Origin of the sequence: Streptomyces sp. 2P-4 (genome assembly GCF_030167965.1) — a bacterium.
Lineage (GTDB): Bacteria > Actinomycetota > Actinomycetes > Streptomycetales > Streptomycetaceae > Streptomyces > Streptomyces globosus_A.
The window spans coordinates 1,908,948-1,926,309 of sequence record NZ_CP095011.1 but is presented as its reverse complement, the minus strand read 5'-3'; the positions used below and the strand labels follow the sequence as shown (position 1 = coordinate 1,926,309).

The following is a 17,362-nucleotide window of genomic DNA, read 5'->3' as shown; positions in this document are numbered from 1 at the left end:
CGCGCAGCGACGACGAGGCCCGGCCGGGAGGCGGCGACCCCGCCCCGGGCCCGGCCGCCGGCCCCGCCGCGGCGCCCGCGGCGACCGCCGCGGCGGCGGTCCGCGCGGCGGCCGCCGGCGAGCGGATGCCCCGCTGGCTGCCGCGCGCCGTCGTCCTCGTCCTGGCCCTGATCGCCTGCTACCGCCTCGGCAGCTGGGCCTTCCACCAGCTGATCGGGCTGCTCGTCAACATCCTGATCGCGTTCTTCCTCGCCCTCGCGATCGAGCCCGCGGTGTCCCGGATGGCGGCCCGCGGCGTGCGCCGGGGGCTCGCCACCTTCCTGGTGTTCCTCGCGGTGCTCGTCGTGTCCGTCGGATTCGTCGTGCTGCTCGGCTCGATGCTCGCCGGGCAGATCGTCGAGATGGTGGAGAGCTTCCCCCGCTACCTCGACTCGGTGATCGGCTCGATCAACGCGACCTTCCACACCGAGCTGTCCCGGCTCGCGATCCAGGACAGCCTGCTGCACTCGGACTGGCTGCAGAAGTACGTCCAGGACAGCGCGAGCGGCGTGCTCGACGTGTCCGCCACCGTCCTCGGCGGGCTGTTCCGGCTCCTGACGGTCGGCCTGTTCGCCTTCTACTTCGCCGCGGACGGGCCGCGCCTGCGGCGCGCACTGTGCTCCGTGCTGCCCCCGTCGAAGCAGGCGGAGGTGCTGCGCGCCTGGGAGATCGCCGTCGCCAAGACGGGCGGCTACCTGTACTCGCGCGGGCTGATGGCCCTGGTCTCGGGGGTCGCCCACTACGTGCTGTTCGCGGTCCTGGGGGTGCCCTACGCGCCGGCGCTCGCGGTGTGGGTGGGGCTGGTCTCGCAGTTCATCCCCACCATCGGCACCTACCTGGCGGGCGCCCTGCCCATGCTGATCGCCTTCCCGGTCGATCCGCTGTACACGCTGTACGTCCTCGGCTTCGTGGTGGTGTACCAGCAGTTCGAGAACTACGTCCTCCAGCCGAAGCTGACCTCGCGGACGGTGGACATCCACCCCGCCGTCGCCTTCGGCTCGGTGATCGCGGGGACGGCCCTGCTGGGCGCGGTCGGGGCGCTGATCGCGATCCCGGCCGTCGCCACGCTGCAGGCCTTCCTCGGCGCGTACGTCAGGCGGTACGAGCTGACCGCGGGCGCCGACGCGGGCGCGCCTACGCCTGGTCCGCGCCGCCGAGTACGGCTGCCAGGGCTTCGCTGACGGCCGCCTCGGTGGCGGCCTTGTCGAGACCGGCGCCGCACAGGACGCCCTCGCCGTGCTCCAGTTCGAGCAGGGCCAGCAGGATGTGCTCGGTGCCGACGTAGTCGTGGCCGAGGCGCAGGGCCTCGCGGAACGTCAGCTCCAGGGCCTTCTTCGCGGAGGCGTCGAAGGGGATCAGCTCCGGCAGGGCGCCCTCGGCCGGCGCGGGCAGCGCGGCGCGGGCCGCGGAGCGCACGGCGTCCGGCGCGACGCCCTGTGCCCGCAGGGCGAGCATCGCGAGGCCCTCCGTGTCGGCGACCAGGCCGAGGACGAGGTGCCCGGTGCCGATCTCGGTGTTGCCGGCGGTTCGGGCGGCCTCCTGCGCGGCCACGACGACGTTGCGGGCGCGCGGCGTGAAGCGGCCGAAGCCCTGGGCGGACTCGCCGGCCCCGCCTTCCTTGTCGGCCTTGGGGACGAAGCGCTTCTGGGCGGCCTGCCGGGTGACGCCCATGCTGCGGCCGATGTCGGTCCAGGAGGCGCCGGAGCGGCGGGCCTGGTCCACGAAGTGGCCGATGAGGTGGTCGGCGACGTCGCCCAGGTGCTCGGCGGCGACGACCGCGTTGCTGAGCTGGTCGAGGGCGTCGGTGTGGGCCTTCTTGATGACCTCGATCAGGTCGTCGAGGCGGACCGGGACGGTCGTGCGAACGGGTTCCTGAGAAGGGTTCGTCATGAGTGCAACCCTAGGTTGACAGTCCATTGAGTGTCAACCGCGGGTTGTCAATCGGCTGGGCCGGGGCGCGGTCGCGCCTGCCCGGGGGAGGCCGTCGGAGGTCCTGCCGGGTCGGCTTGACAGGGAAATCGAACATCCATTCTGATGGGTTATCCACAGCCGAAACGGGCGTGGGAGCGGATTGTCAGTGGCACGCGTTAGCGTCAATGACGTGAAGCGATCGACTCAAGCAAACCGGGTGGAACCCATGGCAGGCACCGACCGCGAGAAGGCTCTCGACGCCGCTCTCGCCCAGATTGAACGGCAATTCGGCAAGGGTGCGGTCATGCGCCTGGGCGACCGGCCGAACGAGCCCATCGAGGTCATCCCGACCGGGTCGACCGCTCTGGACATCGCCCTCGGCGTCGGCGGCCTGCCGCGCGGCCGCGTCGTCGAGATCTACGGCCCGGAGTCCTCCGGCAAGACGACCCTGACCCTGCACGCCGTGGCCAACGCGCAGAAGGCCGGCGGCACCGTCGCCTTCGTCGACGCGGAGCACGCCCTCGACCCCGAGTACGCCCGCGCCCTCGGCGTCGACACCGACAACCTCATCCTCTCCCAGCCGGACACCGGCGAGCAGGCCCTCGAAATCGTGGACATGCTCGTCCGCTCGGGCGCCCTCGACCTCATCGTCATCGACTCCGTCGCCGCGCTCGTGCCGCGTGCGGAGATCGAGGGCGAGATGGGCGACTCGCACGTGGGCCTCCAGGCCCGCCTGATGAGCCAGGCCCTCCGCAAGATCACCAGCGCGCTCAACCAGTCCAAGACCACCGCGATCTTCATCAACCAGCTCCGCGAGAAGATCGGCGTCATGTTCGGCTCCCCCGAGACCACCACCGGTGGCCGGGCGCTCAAGTTCTACGCCTCCGTGCGCATCGACATCCGCCGCATCGAGACCCTCAAGGACGGCACCGAGGCGGTCGGCAACCGGACCCGCTGCAAGGTCGTCAAGAACAAGGTCGCGCCGCCGTTCAAGCAGGCCGAGTTCGACATCCTCTACGGCCAGGGCATCAGCCGCGAGGGCGGTCTGATCGACATGGGCGTGGAGCACGGCTTCATCCGCAAGGCCGGCGCCTGGTACACGTACGAGGGAGACCAGCTCGGCCAGGGCAAGGAGAACGCCCGCAACTTCCTGAAGGACAACCCCGACCTCGCCAACGAGATCGAGCGGAAGATCAAGGAGAAGCTCGGCGTGGGCGTCCGCAAGGGGGCCCAGCCCGCCGCGGAGGGCACCGCCGAGGTGACGGCCGCCGCTGCCGACGGCGACGCCAAGAACGTTCCCGCCCCCGCGTCGAAGGCGAAGACGGCCAAGGCCGCCGCCGCCAAGAGCTGACCCGGTGCGGGAACACGACGGGGACGGCGGCTCCGGCACGACGAGGGCCGAGCGGGAGCTGCCGCCCCAGAGTCCCGAAGAGCAGGCGCGGGCGATCTGCCTGCGCCTGCTCACCGGGATGCCGCGCACCCGGCGCCAGCTCGCGGACGCCCTGGCCAAGCGCGGCATCCCCGACGAGGCCGCCGAGGAGGTCCTCTCCCGCTTCGAGGAAGTGGGCCTCATCGACGACGCCGCGTTCGCCGGCGCCTGGGTCGAGTCCCGCCACCGCGGGCGGGGCCTCGCCCGCCGGGCCCTCGCGCAGGAACTCCGCACCAAGGGCGTCGGCGCCGCCCTCGTCCAGGAAGCCCTCGGCCAGCTGGACTCCGAGCAGGAGGAGCAGACCGCCCGCGAGCTGGTCGAGCGCAGACTCCGCTCCACGCGCGGCCTCGACCGGGACAAGCGGATCCGGCGCCTGGCCGGGATGCTCGCCCGCAAGGGCTACCCGGAGGGCATGGCCCTGCGCGTGGTCCGCCGCGCCCTCGAAGCCGAGGGCGCGGACGACGGCGAGGGCGACGGCCTCGGGCCCGGCGCGGGGTATCCGGAGGACTGACGCGCAGGCCAGGGCGCCCGTCACGGGCCGCCGACTCCGCGTACGGACGAGGCACGCCCCGCCCGTAGGGGCCGCGGGCCCGCTCCGGAAGGGCACCGGTGCGGATCGGCCGCGTTTCCGCCACAGCGGCCGCGGGACGGTCAGTCGACCGCGCCGGAGGGCGTGGTGGACGGGGTGCGGTCCGGCGTGGCGGGGGCTCCCATGCGGACGGCGTCCGCCGCCTCGTACAGCTCGGCCGGCCGTACGCCCGCGAACGTCGCGGCGAGGTGCCCGTCGGGCCGGACCAGCAGCACGGTGTGGGCCGGGGCGCCCGGGTAGCCGTCGGCGACGAGCAGGTCCGCCCGCACCGGCAGGGCGCTCACCGCCGCGGCGAGCCGGGGCATCAGCCCGGCGCCGAGCCAGTGCCGCCGGTCCCATACCCCGGTGCCCGGGGCGACCAGCACCACCAGCAGCCGGCCCCGGCCGAGCATGTCGCGCAGCGGGACGGTCGAGCCGTCGGGGGCCGACACGGGGACGTTCGCGACGGGGCCGCCCGGATCGGTGGCCGTGGGCACCTCGCGCACCGCCACCGGCGGCGCATAGGCGGGCAGCGCGCCGAGCGGGCCGCGGCCCAGGTGGCCGTCGGTGAGGAGGGCTTCGCCGCTGCGGCCGGAACCCGGCAGCAGGGTCCGCAGCCCGCCGCCCCCGCGGAGCGCGGGTACGGCCTGGTCGGCGGCCCGCAGCCGGGCGGCGACCGCGGTGCGCCGCTCGTCCTCGTAGCTGTCCAGCAGCGACTCCGAGGCGCCGTGGTGCCAGGCCAGCGCCAGCTTCCAGGCGAGGTTCTCGGCGTCCCGGAGCCCCTCCTCGACGCCCTGGGTGCCGAGGGCGCCCAGGAGGTGCGCGGCGTCCCCGGCGAGGAAGGCGCGGCGTTCCCGCCAGCGGATGGCCAGCCGGTGGTGCAGCGTGTGCACCCCGGTGTCGAGGAGGTCGTACGGGGGAGTGGTGCCCTCGCACCAGGAGGCCATCGTGTCCCGGATCAGCGTCACCAGCGCATCCGGCGTGACGAGTTCCCCGCGGGCCGGCAGCAGCCAGTCGAGCCGCCACACCCCGTCGGGCAGCGGCCGGGCGGTGGTCTCGTGCGGCGGGTCGCGGTGCAGGAGCGCCTCGCCCGGCCAGGGCAGCTCGGTGCGCAGCGCGGCCACCGCATGCCGCTCGACGGCGGTGCGGCCCGGGAAGCGGATGCCGAGAAGTTTGCGGACGGTCGATCGCGCCCCGTCGCAGCCGACGAGGTGGCTGCCCCGCCACCAGGTCGTCTCCGCGCCGCGAGTGTGGGCGGTGACGCCGCGGTCGTCCTGCTCCAGGGCGTCGAGCCTGCTGTCGGTGACCAGGTTGACCAGCGGGTGGACCGCGGCGGCGCCGCGCAGCCCCCGGGTGAGGGCGTGCTGGGGCACATGCAGCGGAGCCGGCTCGTCGTCGAAGGTGATCCGGCCGGTGTCGCGGCCGCGCCGCCGCGTGCGCCAGGCCGCGTACGACGCGCCTTCGTCGCGCAGGGGCGCACAGCCCAGGCGGTGCACCATGGCGGCGGTGTCGGAATGGAGGACGACCGTCCGGGCAGGCCGGGGGAGGTCCTTGCCGGGCCCCTCGTCGAGTACGACGGACGGCACGCCCTGGCCGGCCAGGGCGAGGGACAGGGCCAGCCCGACCGGCCCCGCACCGACGACGATCACCGGGTCCACGAGGCGGCTCCCGATGTCCGGTATGTGATCACAGAACGTATGCAACCCACTGGAGGTGCCTGCGTCAAGTGACACCCTCCCCGGGCATGCGCGTGGTGCGGCGGATGGGATCCGCCGCACCACATGTGCCACGCCTGTTCATTGACCGGGTGTCAGGGAACCGGCGCCGGGCCGGCGCCGTCCCTCCCGGGTCAGGGGGCCTTGCCCACGCCGGCCGCGCCGCCCGCGTCGACCTCGGCCACATCGCCCTCGACGACCGCGCCCGTGCCCTTCTTCGACTGCCGCAGCCGGCGTTCGAGGAACGAGGCGAGACCGGTGAGCGCGAAGTTCACCGCGATGTAGATCAGGGCGATCACGACCATCGTCGCGATGGTGTTGCTGTAGTTGGCGGAGATCTGCCGGTTCATCGACATCAGGTCCGCGAAGCCGAGGACTGCGCCGCCGAGCGCGGTGTCCTTCAGGATCACGACGAGCTGGCTGACCAGTGCCGGCAGCATCGCCGTGACGGCCTGCGGGACCAGGACGTAGACCATCATCTGGCCCTTGCGCATGCCGATCGCCTTGGCGGCGTCGGTCTGGCCGCGCGGCAGCGACAGGATGCCGGCCCGGACGATCTCGGCGATGACCGAGGCGTTGTACAGGACGAGGCCGGTGACCACCGCGTACAGCGGGCGCAGGTCGGAGCTGACGGTGCCGAGCAGCACGTACAGCGCCGAGCTGAAGATCATCAGCATCAGGACCGGGATGGCCCGGAAGAACTCCACGACCGTGCTGACCGGGACGCGCACCCACGCGTGGTCGGAGAGTCGGCCGATGCCCAGCAGCGCACCGAGCGGCAGGGCTATCACCATGGCGATCAGGCCGGCCTTCAACGTCTCGACGAGGCCGGGGAGGAGGAAGGTCGTCCAGATCTGGCTGTCGGTGACGAAGGGGGTCCACTTGTCGGCGTCGAGCTGGTTCTGCTCGGCCATGAGAGACAGGACCCACCACAGAACGAGCCCGAGAAGCGCCAGGAAGACGCCGGTGTAGATCCAGTTGCGGATCTTGGCCTTGGGGCCGGGGGTGTCGTACAGAACGGAGCTCATCGCTTCACCGCCACTCGCTTGGCCACCCAGCCCAGCAGCAGGCCTGTGGGCAGGGTCAGCAGGACGAAGCCGAGGGCGAAGACCGCGAAGACTGCGAAGAGTGCGTCCGCCTCGTTCTCCAGCATTTCCTTCATCAGCAGGGCCGCTTCGGCCACACCGATGGTCGCCGCCACCGTGGTGTTCTTGGTGAGGGCGATCAGTACGTTGGTGAGCGGCGCGATGACCGCCCGGAAAGCCTGGGGGAGCACGATCAGGGTGAGCACCTGGAAGAAGCTCAGGCCCAGCGCGCGGGCGGCCTCTGCCTGCCCGACGGGCACCGTGTTGATGCCGGAGCGCAGCGCCTCGCAGACGAACGTGCCGGTATAGGCGATCAGGCCCAGGACCGCCAGGCGGAAGCCGATCTCCTTGAAGTTCTCACCGCCGAGCGTGATCTTCAGGGTCTGGTTGAGGCCCAGCGAGCACCCGATGATCAGCAGGGTCAGCGGCGTGTTGCGCACGGCGTTGACGTATGCGGTGCCGAAGGACCGCATGATCGGGACCGGGCTGACCCGCATTCCGGCCAGCATCGTCCCCCAGATGAGGGAGCCGATGGCTGAGTAGAGGGTGAGCTGAACCGTCACCCAGAAGGCTCCGAGCACGTCGTATTGCCCGGAAGTAAGAAAGTCGAACACGTTGCCCTGCGCTCTCCCCAGGATGGCCGGTGGGACGCGCCGCCGCCCGCGTCGGGCGGGCGGCGGCGCGTCCCACCGAAGAATCAGCTGCCTTCGGTGATCTGCGGGGCCGGCTCCGCCTTGTAGCCGGCGGGACCGAGGTTCGCGTCCACCGCCTTCTGCCAGGAACCGTCCTCGACCATCTTCTTGAGCGCGGCGTTGACCTTGGTCTGCAGGTCCTTGTCACCCTTCTTCAGACCGATGCCGTAGGGCTCGTCGCTCATCTTCAGGCCGACCAGCTTGAACTTGCCCTTGTTCTTCTCCTGCGCGGCAAAGCCGGCGAGGATCGAGTTGTCGGTGGTCAGGGCGTCGATGGAGCCGTTCTCGAGGCCGGTGAGGCACTCGGAGTAGCCGCCGAGCTGCTGCAGGTCCGCGTCGGGCGCCAGCTTGTTCTTGACGTTCTGCGCCGACGTGGAGCCGGTGACCGAGCAGAGCTTCTTCTTGTTGAGGTCCTCGGCCTTGGTGATCGAGGTCTCGTCCGCGCGGACGAGCAGGTCCTGGTGGGCCAGGAAGTACGGGCCCGCGAAGTCGACCTTCGCCTTGCGCTTGTCGTTGATCGTGTAGGTGGCGACCACGAGCTTGACGTCGCCGTTCGCGATCAGGTTCTCGCGCTCGGCGCTGACGGCCTGCTTGAACTCGATCTGGTCGGGCTGGTAGCCGAGCTCCTTCGCCACGTACGTGGCGACGTCGACGTCGAAGCCCGTGAACTTGCCGTCGGGCGTCTTCAGGCCCAGGCCCGGCTGGTCGAACTTGATACCGATGACGATCTTGTCCTTGCCGCCGCCGGCGGTCCCGCCGTCGCCGGCCGAGCCGCTGCCGCCGCCGCAGGCGGTCGCGGTCAGGGAGAGGACGACGGCCACGGCTGCGGCCGCGCCGGCCTTGAAGAGCTTCATGGTGAACTTCCCTCGGATGAGACGTTGTTGGACGGCGAGCGGCGGCGTGAGCCGCCGGGCCGCCACGGGATCAGTACCAAACGGAGCCGTCAGTGGTGCAGGATCTTCGAAAGGAAGTCCTTGGCGCGGTCACTGCGCGGGTTGCTGAAGAACTGCTCGGGCTGGGCCTCTTCGACGATCTTTCCGTCGGCCATGAAGACGACGCGGTTGGCCGCGGAGCGGGCGAAGCCCATCTCGTGCGTGACGACGACCATCGTCATGCCCTCGGCGGCGAGCTGCTGCATGACCTCCAGCACCTCGTTGATCATCTCCGGGTCGAGGGCCGAGGTCGGCTCGTCGAAGAGGATCACCTTCGGGTCCATGGCCAGCGCGCGGGCGATCGCCACGCGCTGCTGCTGGCCGCCCGAGAGCTGCGCCGGGTACTTGTCGGCCTGTGTTCCGACGCCCACCCGGTCGAGCAGGGCCTGGGCCTTCTTCGCCGCCGTGGCCTGGTCCGTCTTGCGGACCTTCATCTGGCCCAGCATCACGTTCTGCAGCACCGTCTTGTGTGCGAAGAGGTTGAAGGACTGGAAGACCATGCCGACGTCGGCACGCAGCCGGGCCAGCTCCCGCCCCTCCGAGGGCAGTTCCTTGCCGTCGATCGTGATCGTGCCGGAGTCGACCGTCTCCAGCCGGTTGATCGTCCGGCACAGCGTCGACTTGCCCGATCCCGAAGGACCGATCACCACGACGACCTCACCGCGGGCAATGCTGAGATTGACGTCCTGAAGCACGTGCAGCGCGCCGAAGTGCTTGTTGACGTTGCTCAGTACGACCAGGTCGTCAGCGGCCTCGGCCGCACCCTTCGCGTCCTTGGTCACTGATACTCCGCTCATCGGCTTCTTGCTCCGTCCTCCTCGGTTGGGAGGACAGTAGTGACGCCGTCCTCACACCGTCACCACATCTGAGGGAGAATTGAGGATAACGATACGGCCTCGCCCCGATACGCTCCGTGCGCGCTGCAACGCCCTCCGCTCCGAGCCCGTACCGGGTGCATAACGGAAGGCGCACGGGACCGGAACCCCCTTGACGCGGGGGCGCTCATCAGCGTGGATGCTCTGTGGCCCTGACCGCAGACCAAGATCGACAGGACGCCAGGAAAGGGGGACGCCCGTGAGGCTGCTGCTCGTGGAGGACGACGACCACGTCGCCGCCGCCCTGTCCGCGATCCTCGCGCGGCACGGCTTCCAGGTGACGCACGCCCGCAACGGCGAGGAGGCCCTCCAGGCCCTGCTGCCCGCCGGGGCGCCGCCCTTCGGCGTGGTGCTCCTCGACCTCGGCCTGCCCGACCAGGACGGGTACGAGGTCTGCGGCAAGATCCGCAAGCGCACCTCGACGCCCGTCATCATGGTCACCGCCCGCTCCGACGTGCGCTCCCGCATCCACGGCCTCAACATGGGCGCCGACGACTACGTCGTCAAGCCCTACGACACCGGCGAGCTGCTCGCCCGCATCCACGCCGTCGCCCGGCGCACCGGCGTCTCGGAGGAGGCTGCCGCCTCCCCGGCCGCGGCGGGCGCCCCGGGCGCCGTCCGCGTCGGGCCCGTCAGCATCGAGCTGCCGACCCGGCGCGTCAGCGTCGACGGCACCGACGTGCCGCTCACCCGCAAGGAGTTCGACCTGCTGGCCCTGCTCGCGCAGCGGCCCGGCGTCGTCTTCCGCCGCGAGCAGATCATCAGCGAGGTGTGGCGCACGAGCTGGGAGGGGACGGGACGCACCCTGGAGGTGCACGTGGCGTCGCTGCGCTCCAAGCTGCGCATGCCCGCCCTGATCGAGACCGTCCGCGGGGTGGGCTACCGGCTCGTCCCCCCGGCCGCCCCCTAGGCGGGCCCCGGCGTGCGCGCCCGGCTCCTCCCGCTGCTCGTCGTCCTGATGGCGGGCGTCCTGCTCGCCCTCGGCTTCCCGCTGGCCGTGAGCCTGGCCGCCGGCCAGCAGCAGCGGGTCATCGTCGACCGGATCGACGACAGCGCCCGCTTCTCCGCGCTCGCCCAGTTCGTCTTCGACGCCGAGGCCTCCGGCAGCACGGGCGCCGCCGACCGCCGCGAGACCCTCCAGCGGGAACTGGCCCGCTACCAGGAGCTGTACGGCATCCGGGTGGGGATCTTCTACCGCGACGACAACGCGATGGTCCGGGCGCCCGGCTGGTGGCAGCTGCCGGAGAAGGGCGAGGGCCGGGACGCCTTCAAGGAGGCCCTCGCCGGGCGGCGCAGCCACGACCCACCGCAGGTGTGGCCCTGGCAGACGCAGGCGAAACTCCTCGTCGCCTCGCCGGTCGTCCTCGACGGCGACGTCGTCGCGGTCGTGGTCACCGAGTCGCCGACCGACCAGATGCGGGCCCGCACCCTCAGCGGATGGCTGATCATCATCGCGGGGCTCGCCGCGGCGATGCTCCTCGCGTTCGGCGCGGCGCTCCAGCTGACCCGCTGGGTGCTCAAGCCCGTCCGCACCCTCGACGCGGCAGCCCACGGCATCGCCACCGGCCGGATGAACTCGCGCGTCGCGGCCTCGGGCGGCCCGCCGGAACTCCGGCGCCTCGCCCGCTCGTTCAACGAGATGGCCGACAACGTCGAGGAGGTCCTGGAACAGCAGCGGGCGTTCGTCGCCGACGCCTCCCACCAGCTGCGCAACCCGCTCGCGGCGCTGCTCCTGCGGATCGAACTGCTCGCCCTCGAACTGCCCGAGGGCAACGAGGAGATCGCGTCCGTGCGCGCCGAGGGCAAGCGCCTGGCCCAGGTGCTGGACGACCTGCTGGACCTGGCCCTCGCCGAGCACGCCTCCGCCGAACTCACCCTCACCGACATCGGGGCGCTCACCGGCGAGCGGGTCGCCGCCTGGCGGCCCTACGCCGAGGAGAAGGGCGTACGCCTCCGGGAGGCGGGGCGCTCCGCCGTCACCGGATGGGCCGACCCCATCGCCCTGTCCAGCGCCCTCGACGCGGTCATCGACAACGCCCTGAAGTTCACCCCCGCCGGCGAGGAGGTGGAAGTCTCCGTCGCCGCGGACGGGGCGTTCGTCCACGTCGTCGTCGCCGACCGGGGGCCCGGACTGACCGAGGAGGAGCTGCTCCGCATCGGCGACCGGTTCTGGCGCAGCGGCCGCCACCAGAACATCAAGGGCTCCGGGCTCGGCCTGTCGATCTCCCGGGCGCTGCTCACCTCGGGCGGCGGCTCCCTCTCGTACGAGACGAACCGGCCGCACGGGCTCCGCGTGACCGTCGCCGTGCCGCGCAGCGCCCCGCACGGCGGCTGACCCCGGCCGGTGCCCCCTCGCCGGCCGGGGCGGCCCGGTCAGCCGGTCCACGCGAGCGCCGTGCGCGCCGGGGCGGATGCCGCGTACAGCTCGTCCACGGCCCGCACCTCGAAGGCCGCCGCCCGCTCCCGCCCCGCGCGGACGACCTCCGGCAGGTACAGGGCGGTGCCGCACGTGCCGCCGAGGAACCTGCGGCCGCCGCCCGGGAGCAGCCGGTGCAGCTCGTAGTGGCGGACGGGTCCGGCGGCCCGCCGCCACGACAGGCGCACCTCGGCCGCGCCGTCCCGCCGGGCCGCGGCGTCCACGCGCAGGGTGTGCGGGGCACCCGGGCGCCGGTGCGGGGTGTCGTCGCGTACCGACACCGCGCCGACCCGCCACGCCACCGCCGTGCGGCCGAGTGCCGTGATCCGTACGGCCAGCCCGTACGCGGTCCGGCCCGCCAGGCGCGACAGCCCGACCCGCGCCGTGCGCCACCCGGCCCCCGGCCGTGCCCCGCCCGCCGCGAACCAGGAGTACGGGACCGGCCCGCCCGGGGCATGCGGCTCGCGCACCGCGACACCGACCTCGACGGACACCGGCGCCGAACCGGGCTCCGCGCGGTGCACCAGCTCCAGCACGCCCGCCGCCGGCAGCGCGAAGCGCGTGCCGTGCAGCCCGACGGCCGCGGGTGCGGTGAGCGGGCCCGCCACGAGGAGGCTGGAGCCGCCGCGCCAGGCCGCGGCGAAGTCCAAGGCCGCCTCCGGGCGCGGCCCGGCGGTGTCCACGACCCAGCGGCGGCCCGGCAGCCGGTCCTGGAGCCCCAGGTGGTTCCACGGCGTGTCGGACACGGCCCGCCCCGCCTCGTACCAGCGCTCGCCGTGGCCGGTGTTGAAGGAGCAGGCGAACGGCAGCGCACCGACGGTCGAGCGGTCCGCGACGACCGTGGCGGGCGCCCGCCAGCCGCGCTCGGGCGCCGGGCGGGCGGGGTCCGCGGACTCGCCTGTCCAGAACCGGTCGTCGGCCCGGTGGAAGGCGCCGGGGGAGCGGTCCGCGAGGTGGTTGCGCGTCCACTCCGGCCGGTAGAAGCCGATGCCCGCCACGTGGTCGCGGTCGCGCGGCACGATCGCGTCCCAGTCGACCGGCGCGTCCCAGCCCCGGGCCTCCGTGTCGACCGCCGCCCACAGCTCGTGGCGGCTGCGGCCGAGCCGCTCCGCGAGCGCGCCCGAGTCGGCGAGGCTCCGGCGGCTCCAGCGGAAGTCGACGAAGAAGCCGTCCGAGACGGGCCCCGCACGGTCCTCGAAGAACTCCCGGTTCAGGTGGTTCAGCGCGCCCTGCCAGCCCACCCGCCCGGTGTCGTTCATCGCGTCGTACCAGGTGGTCCGCAGCCCGTGCGGTGCGCCGGCCGCGCGCAGGGCGCGCAGGAAGCCCCGCATCCGGCCGGCGAGCAGGCTGTCACCGCCGTCGGTCTCGGCGTTGACGAACCAGCCGTCGAAGCCGTACGCGGCGGCCACCTCGGCCAGCTTCTGCGCGAGCGGGAAGCGGCCGGAGGCGTCCTGCTGCACCAGGTCCCGCGTCCACTGCAGGTCGCCGCCGTACGCGACGGGCGGGAGGAAGACGCTCCCGAGGACGCGGACGCCGTTGCGGTGCGCGGCGTCCACGACGGGCGCTTGGGGGGCGAGAACGAGGCCCTCGCCGGCGGAGCCGCCCCAGAACACCAGCTCGTCGATGTACGCCCAGTGCGTCAGGGCGTAGGCGTCGGAGGTCGGGGAGCCCTGGGCGGGGTTGCCGGCGGTGGGCCCGAAGGAGACGAGCGCGGCGATCCGGGCCTGCCCGGCGCGGGCGCCGGGGCGGACGGGCACCGGGGTGAAGCGCTCCGCGAGCGGCACGGAGGCGGTGTTGTACGCGAGGTCCGGATCGGACTCGGGGGCCCACTCCTTCAGCGAGCGCCACACGATGCCGGGGCCGGGGGAGCCCGGGGGCAGGGAGTCCGGGAACCAGTAGGAGGCGTACGGGGCGAGGCCGCCCGGGCCGCCCGGTGCGGCGGCGGCGGCCGGCGGCGGCGCGGCGGCCGCGTGCGCCGAGGCTGCTGCGGGCGCTGCGGGCCCTGCGTGCGCCCGGCCCGTGGCGCCGAGCAGGGCGGCGGCCCCCGCCCCGGCGCCGGCGGCGACCAGCCAGCGCCGGGTGGGGCGCGGGCCCGCGGCGGAGGCGGCCGGGGAGGGGAGCGGGGGCCGGGGGGAGGGCGTACGAGGGTGGGCGCTGTCGTCGGCCTCGGACATGCGGGCTCCTCGGATGGGGGTCAGGTGTCGGATCTCGGACGCCTTACGACGTCCCGCACGCGCAGCACCTCGGTGATGCCGCGCGCGGACAGGTGGGCGGGGTCTGCGGCCGCCTCCGCGAGGACCGCCGCGGGGCGGACCCCGTCGGCGGCGAGCACCGCCCAGGCCTCGAAGAACGCGCCGCCGGGCGCGCACGCCGCCCGGCCGGGCGCGGCCGGCCCCCCGCCGCCGTCCAGCACCAGCGCGGTGGTCCGTGCGGGCGGGCGGTGCGCGCGGCCGCGCCACGCCGCGGCGACGCGGGCGACCTCCGCCGCGGCCGGCTTGGGGCGCCGGTCGTTGGCCAGCAGCCCGAGCCCGTACTCCGGCTCGGGGAAGTCGGCGAGGTCCCGGGACACGTCGTGTGAGCACCACCAGGTGACGCCCCACAGGTCCGGGCAGTCCAGGGCGGCGGCGAGCGTCGCCGCGGTGAAGGCGGCCGCGTGCTCCGGCGGGATCAGCGGCGCCGGCGCGCCGACCTCCTGGAGCCACACCGGGCGGTGCGGGTCCGCGGCCCACGCCTTGGACAGCTCGATCAGGTACGCGGCGTGCTGCTCGGTGGCGGCGCCGGTGCGGCCGTGCCGCTGCGCGGTCCCGTTGAACACCCATGAGTGCACGGCGGTGGCCGCGCCGAGGCGGGCCGCCTGGGCCGGGGTGAAGGGGTGCCCGTCCCGGAACCAGACGGCGTCGTACTCGGCGTGCAGGTGGAGCCGGCCCGGCGCACCGCGCTCGCAGGCGGCCAGCATCCGCTCCAGCCAGCGGCCGGCCTCCCCGGGCGAGACCGGGTCGGGGTCGGGGTGCGGGGGGCCGGAGAACTGGTTGACCTCGTTGCCGACCGTCATGCCGAGGAAGTTGGGCCGGTCGGCGAGGGCCGCGGCGAGGGCGTGCAGGTACTCCTCCTGCCCGGCGACCACCTCCGGATCGCGGAAGATGTTCCTGCGGTGCCAGGTGGCGGTCCAGGACGGCAGGAAGTCGAAACTGGACAGGTGCCCTTGCAGGCCGTCGACGTTGACGTCGAGGCCGCGCTCGGCGGCCGCGTCCACGAGCGCGACGAGCTGCTCCACGGCGCGCGGCCGGATCAGCGCCCGGTTCGGCTGGAACACCGGCCACAGCGGGAAGACCCGTACGTGGTCCAGTCCCAGCGCGGCGATCGAGTCGAGGTCGGCCGCGACCTCGTCCGCGTCGAAGTCGAGCCAGTGGTGGAACCAGCCGCGCGACGGCGTGTAGTTGGCGCCGAACCGGAGGGTCCGGGCCGGTGCCGGGGCGGGCGGTTGCAGGGGCGGGGTGGCGGCGGTGCCGTCGTGCATGAGGCGTCCCGAGGGCTCGGGGGAAATCTCCGGACGCCGACCAACGTGCCGCGCGGGAGAGCGGATGGCAACGACGCGGATTCCGCCACCGGCGCGGCCGGAGCCCCAGGGGAGTACGGCTCCGGCGCCGGCCGCATACTGGGACCGACCCCGTCCAGGAGCCGCCGTGACCACTCCCCGCCCCGCCTTCCCCGCGCCCGGCCCCGCCGACCCGGGCGACGGCGCCACCGTGGCGATCGACATCGGCGGAACCAAGATCGCAGGCGCGCTGGTCGGGCCTGACGGGACGATGGACTCCGCCACCCGCCGCCCCACGCCGCGCGGCGCGGCCGGCGACGGCGACGCGGTGTTCGCAGCCGTCGCCGAGGTCGTCGCCGAGCTGGCCCGCTCCCCGCTGTGGCCGAGCGCCGTACGCTGCGGCATCGGCAGCGCCGGCCCCGTCGACGCCTCGCGCGGCACGGTCAGCCCGGTCAACATCGGCGCCTGGCGCGACTTCCCCGTCCGCGCCCGGGTCGAGGCCGAACTGGCCCGCCACGGCGCGCCCCTGCCGACCGTGCTCGTCGGGGACGGCGTCGCGATGACCGCGGCCGAGCACTGGCTGGGCGCCGCGCGCGGGCGTGCCAACGCCCTGTGCATGGTCGTCTCCACCGGCGTCGGCGGCGGCCTGGTCCTCGACAACCGGCTCCACCCCGGCCCCACCGGCAACGCCGGCCACATCGGGCACATCAGCGTCGCCTTCGACGGCGAGGCGTGCGCCTGCGGCGGCCGCGGCTGCGTGGAATCCCTCGCCTCCGGCACGGCCATCGCACGGTGGGCCCTCGCCCGGGGCTGGGTGCCCGACGGCGACGACACGGCGGCCGGGGTCGCCGCGGCAGCGGCAGCCGGGGACCCCCTGGCTCTCGCCGCCTTCGACCGGGCGGGCCGCGCCCTCGCCGCCGCCATCGCCGCCTGCGCGACCCTCACCGAGACCGACCTCGCCGTCATCGGCGGCGGCGTCGCGGCCGCGGGAGACATCCTCTTCGGGCCGGTCCGGGCCCACCTCGCCGACTACGCCGCGCTGTCCTTCACCGGCGGCCTGGAGGTCGTACCGGCCGCCCTCGGCACCGACGCCGGGCTGATCGGCGCGGCCGCGGCCGCGATGATGCTGCTGCCGGCTGCCTAAGGCTTCACGGAGCGGTAGTACCGCTGGGCGCCCTCGTGCAGGTCCAGCGGGTCGGTGTAGATCGCCGTCCGCAGGTCCACCAGCTGCGCCGCGTGCACCTGCTGCCCGATCCCGTCCCGGCTGTTGATCACGGTGCGGGTGAACTGCTCGGTCAGCTCCGGATCCGCATCCTCCGTCGTGACCAGCAGGTTCGGCACGGCCAGCGTCGCCACCGCCGAGGTGTTGCGCGCCCGCGCGTACGCGTCCTGCGGCATCACCGCCGACCGGTAGTAGCGGGCCGGGCTCCCGCTGCCCTGGAGGTCCTCCACCAGGTCCCCGAGCTGCACGAGCCGGATGTCGAAGCGCTCCGACAGCTCCTTCACGGCGTTCGTCGGCAGGCCGCCTGACCAGAAGAACGCGTCGATGCGCCCGGCCTCCAGCTCCGCCGGCATGGTGTCGATGCCGATCGACACCGCCTTGACGTCGCGCGCCGGGTCCAGCTTGGCCGCCGCCAGCAGCCGCTCCGAGATCAGCCGCACCCCGGAGGCCGGCTGCCCTATCGCGACCCGCTTGCCGCGCAGGTCCCGCGCCGACTGCACCGGCGACCCGGCCGGCACCACGAGCTGCACGTAGTCGTCGTAGAGCCGCGCGCACCCGCGCAGCTCGTCCGCGCCGCGCTTGCCGTCCGTCCGGTACTTGGCGACCGCGTCCGCCGTCGCGATGGTGAAGTCGGCCTCCCCGGACGCCAGCCGCTGCAGGTTCTCCTGCGAGCCCTCGCTGGGCGCCAGCCTGACCTCCACGCCGGGCATGTCCTGCGCCAGCGCCACGTCGAGCAGCTGCCCGTACCGGTGGTAGACGCCGGTGCGGCCGCCGGTGCTGAGCGTCAGGTCGCCCTTCAGCTGCGGCTCCGCGAAGGGCCGCAGCCACCACAGCAGCGTCCCGAGCACGGTGAGCACGGCCACCGCCCCCCACAGGACGGTGCGCCTGCCGAAACGGGGCGGAACGAGAACCATGGCCGCGATCCTGCCACCGACGCGCCGAG

Annotated in this window: 15 protein-coding genes; 6 read left to right on the top strand and 9 right to left on the bottom strand. The window is 73.7% G+C overall.

Annotated elements, in window-relative coordinates:
* Positions 1-125: 125 nt before the first annotated feature.
* On the top strand, positions 126-1,220 hold the full coding sequence (locus tag MUK52_RS07980) for an AI-2E family transporter (RefSeq protein ID WP_284581676.1): 1,095 nt from the start codon (positions 126-128) through the stop codon (positions 1,218-1,220).
* Here MUK52_RS07980 and MUK52_RS07975 read toward each other — a convergent pair.
* On the bottom strand, positions 1,174-1,929 hold the full coding sequence (locus MUK52_RS07975; RefSeq protein WP_114054476.1) for a Clp protease N-terminal domain-containing protein: 756 nt from the start codon (positions 1,927-1,929) through the stop codon (positions 1,174-1,176). The two genes, MUK52_RS07980 and MUK52_RS07975, sit on opposite strands and share 47 nt — an antisense overlap.
* Before the next feature lie 247 nt (positions 1,930-2,176).
* Here MUK52_RS07975 and recA point away from each other — a divergent pair, with 247 nt between their 5' ends.
* Positions 2,177-3,301, top strand: coding sequence for a recombinase RecA (recA, locus tag MUK52_RS07970; RefSeq protein ID WP_284575319.1), 1,125 nt, complete (start codon positions 2,177-2,179; stop codon positions 3,299-3,301).
* 4 nt (positions 3,302-3,305) lie between these two features.
* Positions 3,306-3,890 carry a recombination regulator RecX gene (gene recX / locus MUK52_RS07965; RefSeq protein WP_114054478.1) on the top strand — a complete coding sequence of 195 codons (585 nt, stop codon included), beginning with the start codon at positions 3,306-3,308 and terminating at the stop codon, positions 3,888-3,890.
* 140 nt (positions 3,891-4,030) lie between these two features.
* Here the strand turns inward: recX and MUK52_RS07960 are convergent, their stop codons facing one another.
* The 5 genes from MUK52_RS07960 to MUK52_RS07940 all read right to left on the bottom strand — a co-directional run bounded on the left by MUK52_RS07960 (position 4,031) and on the right by MUK52_RS07940 (position 9,168).
* Entirely contained in the window at positions 4,031-5,605 is a 1,575-nt protein-coding gene (locus tag MUK52_RS07960) for an FAD-dependent monooxygenase (RefSeq protein WP_114054479.1), read from the bottom strand.
* Positions 5,606-5,796: 191 nt separating this feature from the next.
* The gene (locus tag MUK52_RS07955) at positions 5,797-6,690 is read right to left on the bottom strand and encodes an amino acid ABC transporter permease (RefSeq protein WP_284575316.1); all 894 of its coding nucleotides are present in this window, start codon (positions 6,688-6,690) and stop codon (positions 5,797-5,799) included.
* Positions 6,687-7,361: an amino acid ABC transporter permease gene (locus tag MUK52_RS07950; RefSeq protein WP_284575314.1), complete on the bottom strand. Its 675-nt coding sequence runs from the start codon at positions 7,359-7,361 to the stop codon at positions 6,687-6,689. Before MUK52_RS07950 ends, MUK52_RS07955 begins: the two co-directional genes overlap by 4 nt.
* An 83-nt stretch (positions 7,362-7,444) precedes the next feature.
* A complete protein-coding gene (locus MUK52_RS07945) occupies positions 7,445-8,293 on the bottom strand; it encodes a glutamate ABC transporter substrate-binding protein (RefSeq protein WP_284575312.1) in 849 nt (282 codons plus the stop codon).
* An 89-nt stretch (positions 8,294-8,382) separates the two neighbouring features.
* Positions 8,383-9,168 (bottom strand): amino acid ABC transporter ATP-binding protein, encoded by a 786-nt coding sequence (locus MUK52_RS07940; RefSeq protein ID WP_114054483.1) that lies wholly within the window; start codon positions 9,166-9,168, stop codon positions 8,383-8,385.
* Positions 9,169-9,445: 277 nt separating this feature from the next.
* Here MUK52_RS07940 and MUK52_RS07935 point away from each other — a divergent pair, with 277 nt between their 5' ends.
* Complete coding sequence (locus tag MUK52_RS07935) at positions 9,446-10,156, top strand: response regulator transcription factor (protein ID WP_114054484.1); 711 nt, start codon at positions 9,446-9,448, stop codon at positions 10,154-10,156.
* A 12-nt stretch (positions 10,157-10,168) separates the two neighbouring features.
* Entirely contained in the window at positions 10,169-11,581 is a 1,413-nt protein-coding gene (locus MUK52_RS07930) for a sensor histidine kinase (protein ID WP_114054485.1), read from the top strand.
* Positions 11,582-11,619: 38 nt separating this feature from the next.
* Here MUK52_RS07930 and MUK52_RS07925 read toward each other — a convergent pair whose 3' ends face one another.
* Positions 11,620-13,836 carry an endo-beta-N-acetylglucosaminidase gene (locus tag MUK52_RS07925; RefSeq protein WP_284575309.1) on the bottom strand — a complete coding sequence of 739 codons (2,217 nt, stop codon included), beginning with the start codon at positions 13,834-13,836 and terminating at the stop codon, positions 11,620-11,622.
* Positions 13,837-13,856: 20 nt separating this feature from the next.
* Entirely contained in the window at positions 13,857-15,179 is a 1,323-nt protein-coding gene (locus tag MUK52_RS07920; protein WP_284575308.1) for a glycoside hydrolase 5 family protein, read from the bottom strand.
* Positions 15,180-15,345: 166 nt separating this feature from the next.
* Here MUK52_RS07920 and MUK52_RS07915 point away from each other — a divergent pair, with 166 nt between their 5' ends.
* Entirely contained in the window at positions 15,346-16,341 is a 996-nt protein-coding gene (locus MUK52_RS07915; protein WP_502963548.1) for an ROK family protein, read from the top strand.
* Here MUK52_RS07915 and MUK52_RS07910 read toward each other — a convergent pair.
* Complete coding sequence (locus tag MUK52_RS07910; RefSeq protein WP_114054488.1) at positions 16,338-17,333, bottom strand: TAXI family TRAP transporter solute-binding subunit; 996 nt, start codon at positions 17,331-17,333, stop codon at positions 16,338-16,340. The two genes, MUK52_RS07915 and MUK52_RS07910, sit on opposite strands and share 4 nt — an antisense overlap.
* Between the last annotated feature and the right edge of the window lie 29 nt (positions 17,334-17,362).

Coding starts and splice junctions, on each gene's coding strand:
- MUK52_RS07980 (WP_284581676.1), top strand. CDS start 126: ATGCCCCGCTGGCTGCCGCGCGCCGTCGTCCTCGTCCTGGCCCTGATC.
- MUK52_RS07975 (WP_114054476.1), bottom strand. CDS start 1,929: ATGACGAACCCTTCTCAGGAACCCGTTCGCACGACCGTCCCGGTCCGC.
- recA (WP_284575319.1), top strand. CDS start 2,177: ATGGCAGGCACCGACCGCGAGAAGGCTCTCGACGCCGCTCTCGCCCAG.
- MUK52_RS07955 (WP_284575316.1), bottom strand. CDS start 6,690: ATGAGCTCCGTTCTGTACGACACCCCCGGCCCCAAGGCCAAGATCCGC.
- MUK52_RS07945 (WP_284575312.1), bottom strand. CDS start 8,293: ATGAAGCTCTTCAAGGCCGGCGCGGCCGCAGCCGTGGCCGTCGTCCTC.
- MUK52_RS07940 (WP_114054483.1), bottom strand. CDS start 9,168: ATGAGCGGAGTATCAGTGACCAAGGACGCGAAGGGTGCGGCCGAGGCC.
- MUK52_RS07925 (WP_284575309.1), bottom strand. CDS start 13,836: ATGTCCGAGGCCGACGACAGCGCCCACCCTCGTACGCCCTCCCCCCGG.
- MUK52_RS07920 (WP_284575308.1), bottom strand. CDS start 15,179: ATGCACGACGGCACCGCCGCCACCCCGCCCCTGCAACCGCCCGCCCCG.
- MUK52_RS07910 (WP_114054488.1), bottom strand. CDS start 17,333: ATGGTTCTCGTTCCGCCCCGTTTCGGCAGGCGCACCGTCCTGTGGGGG.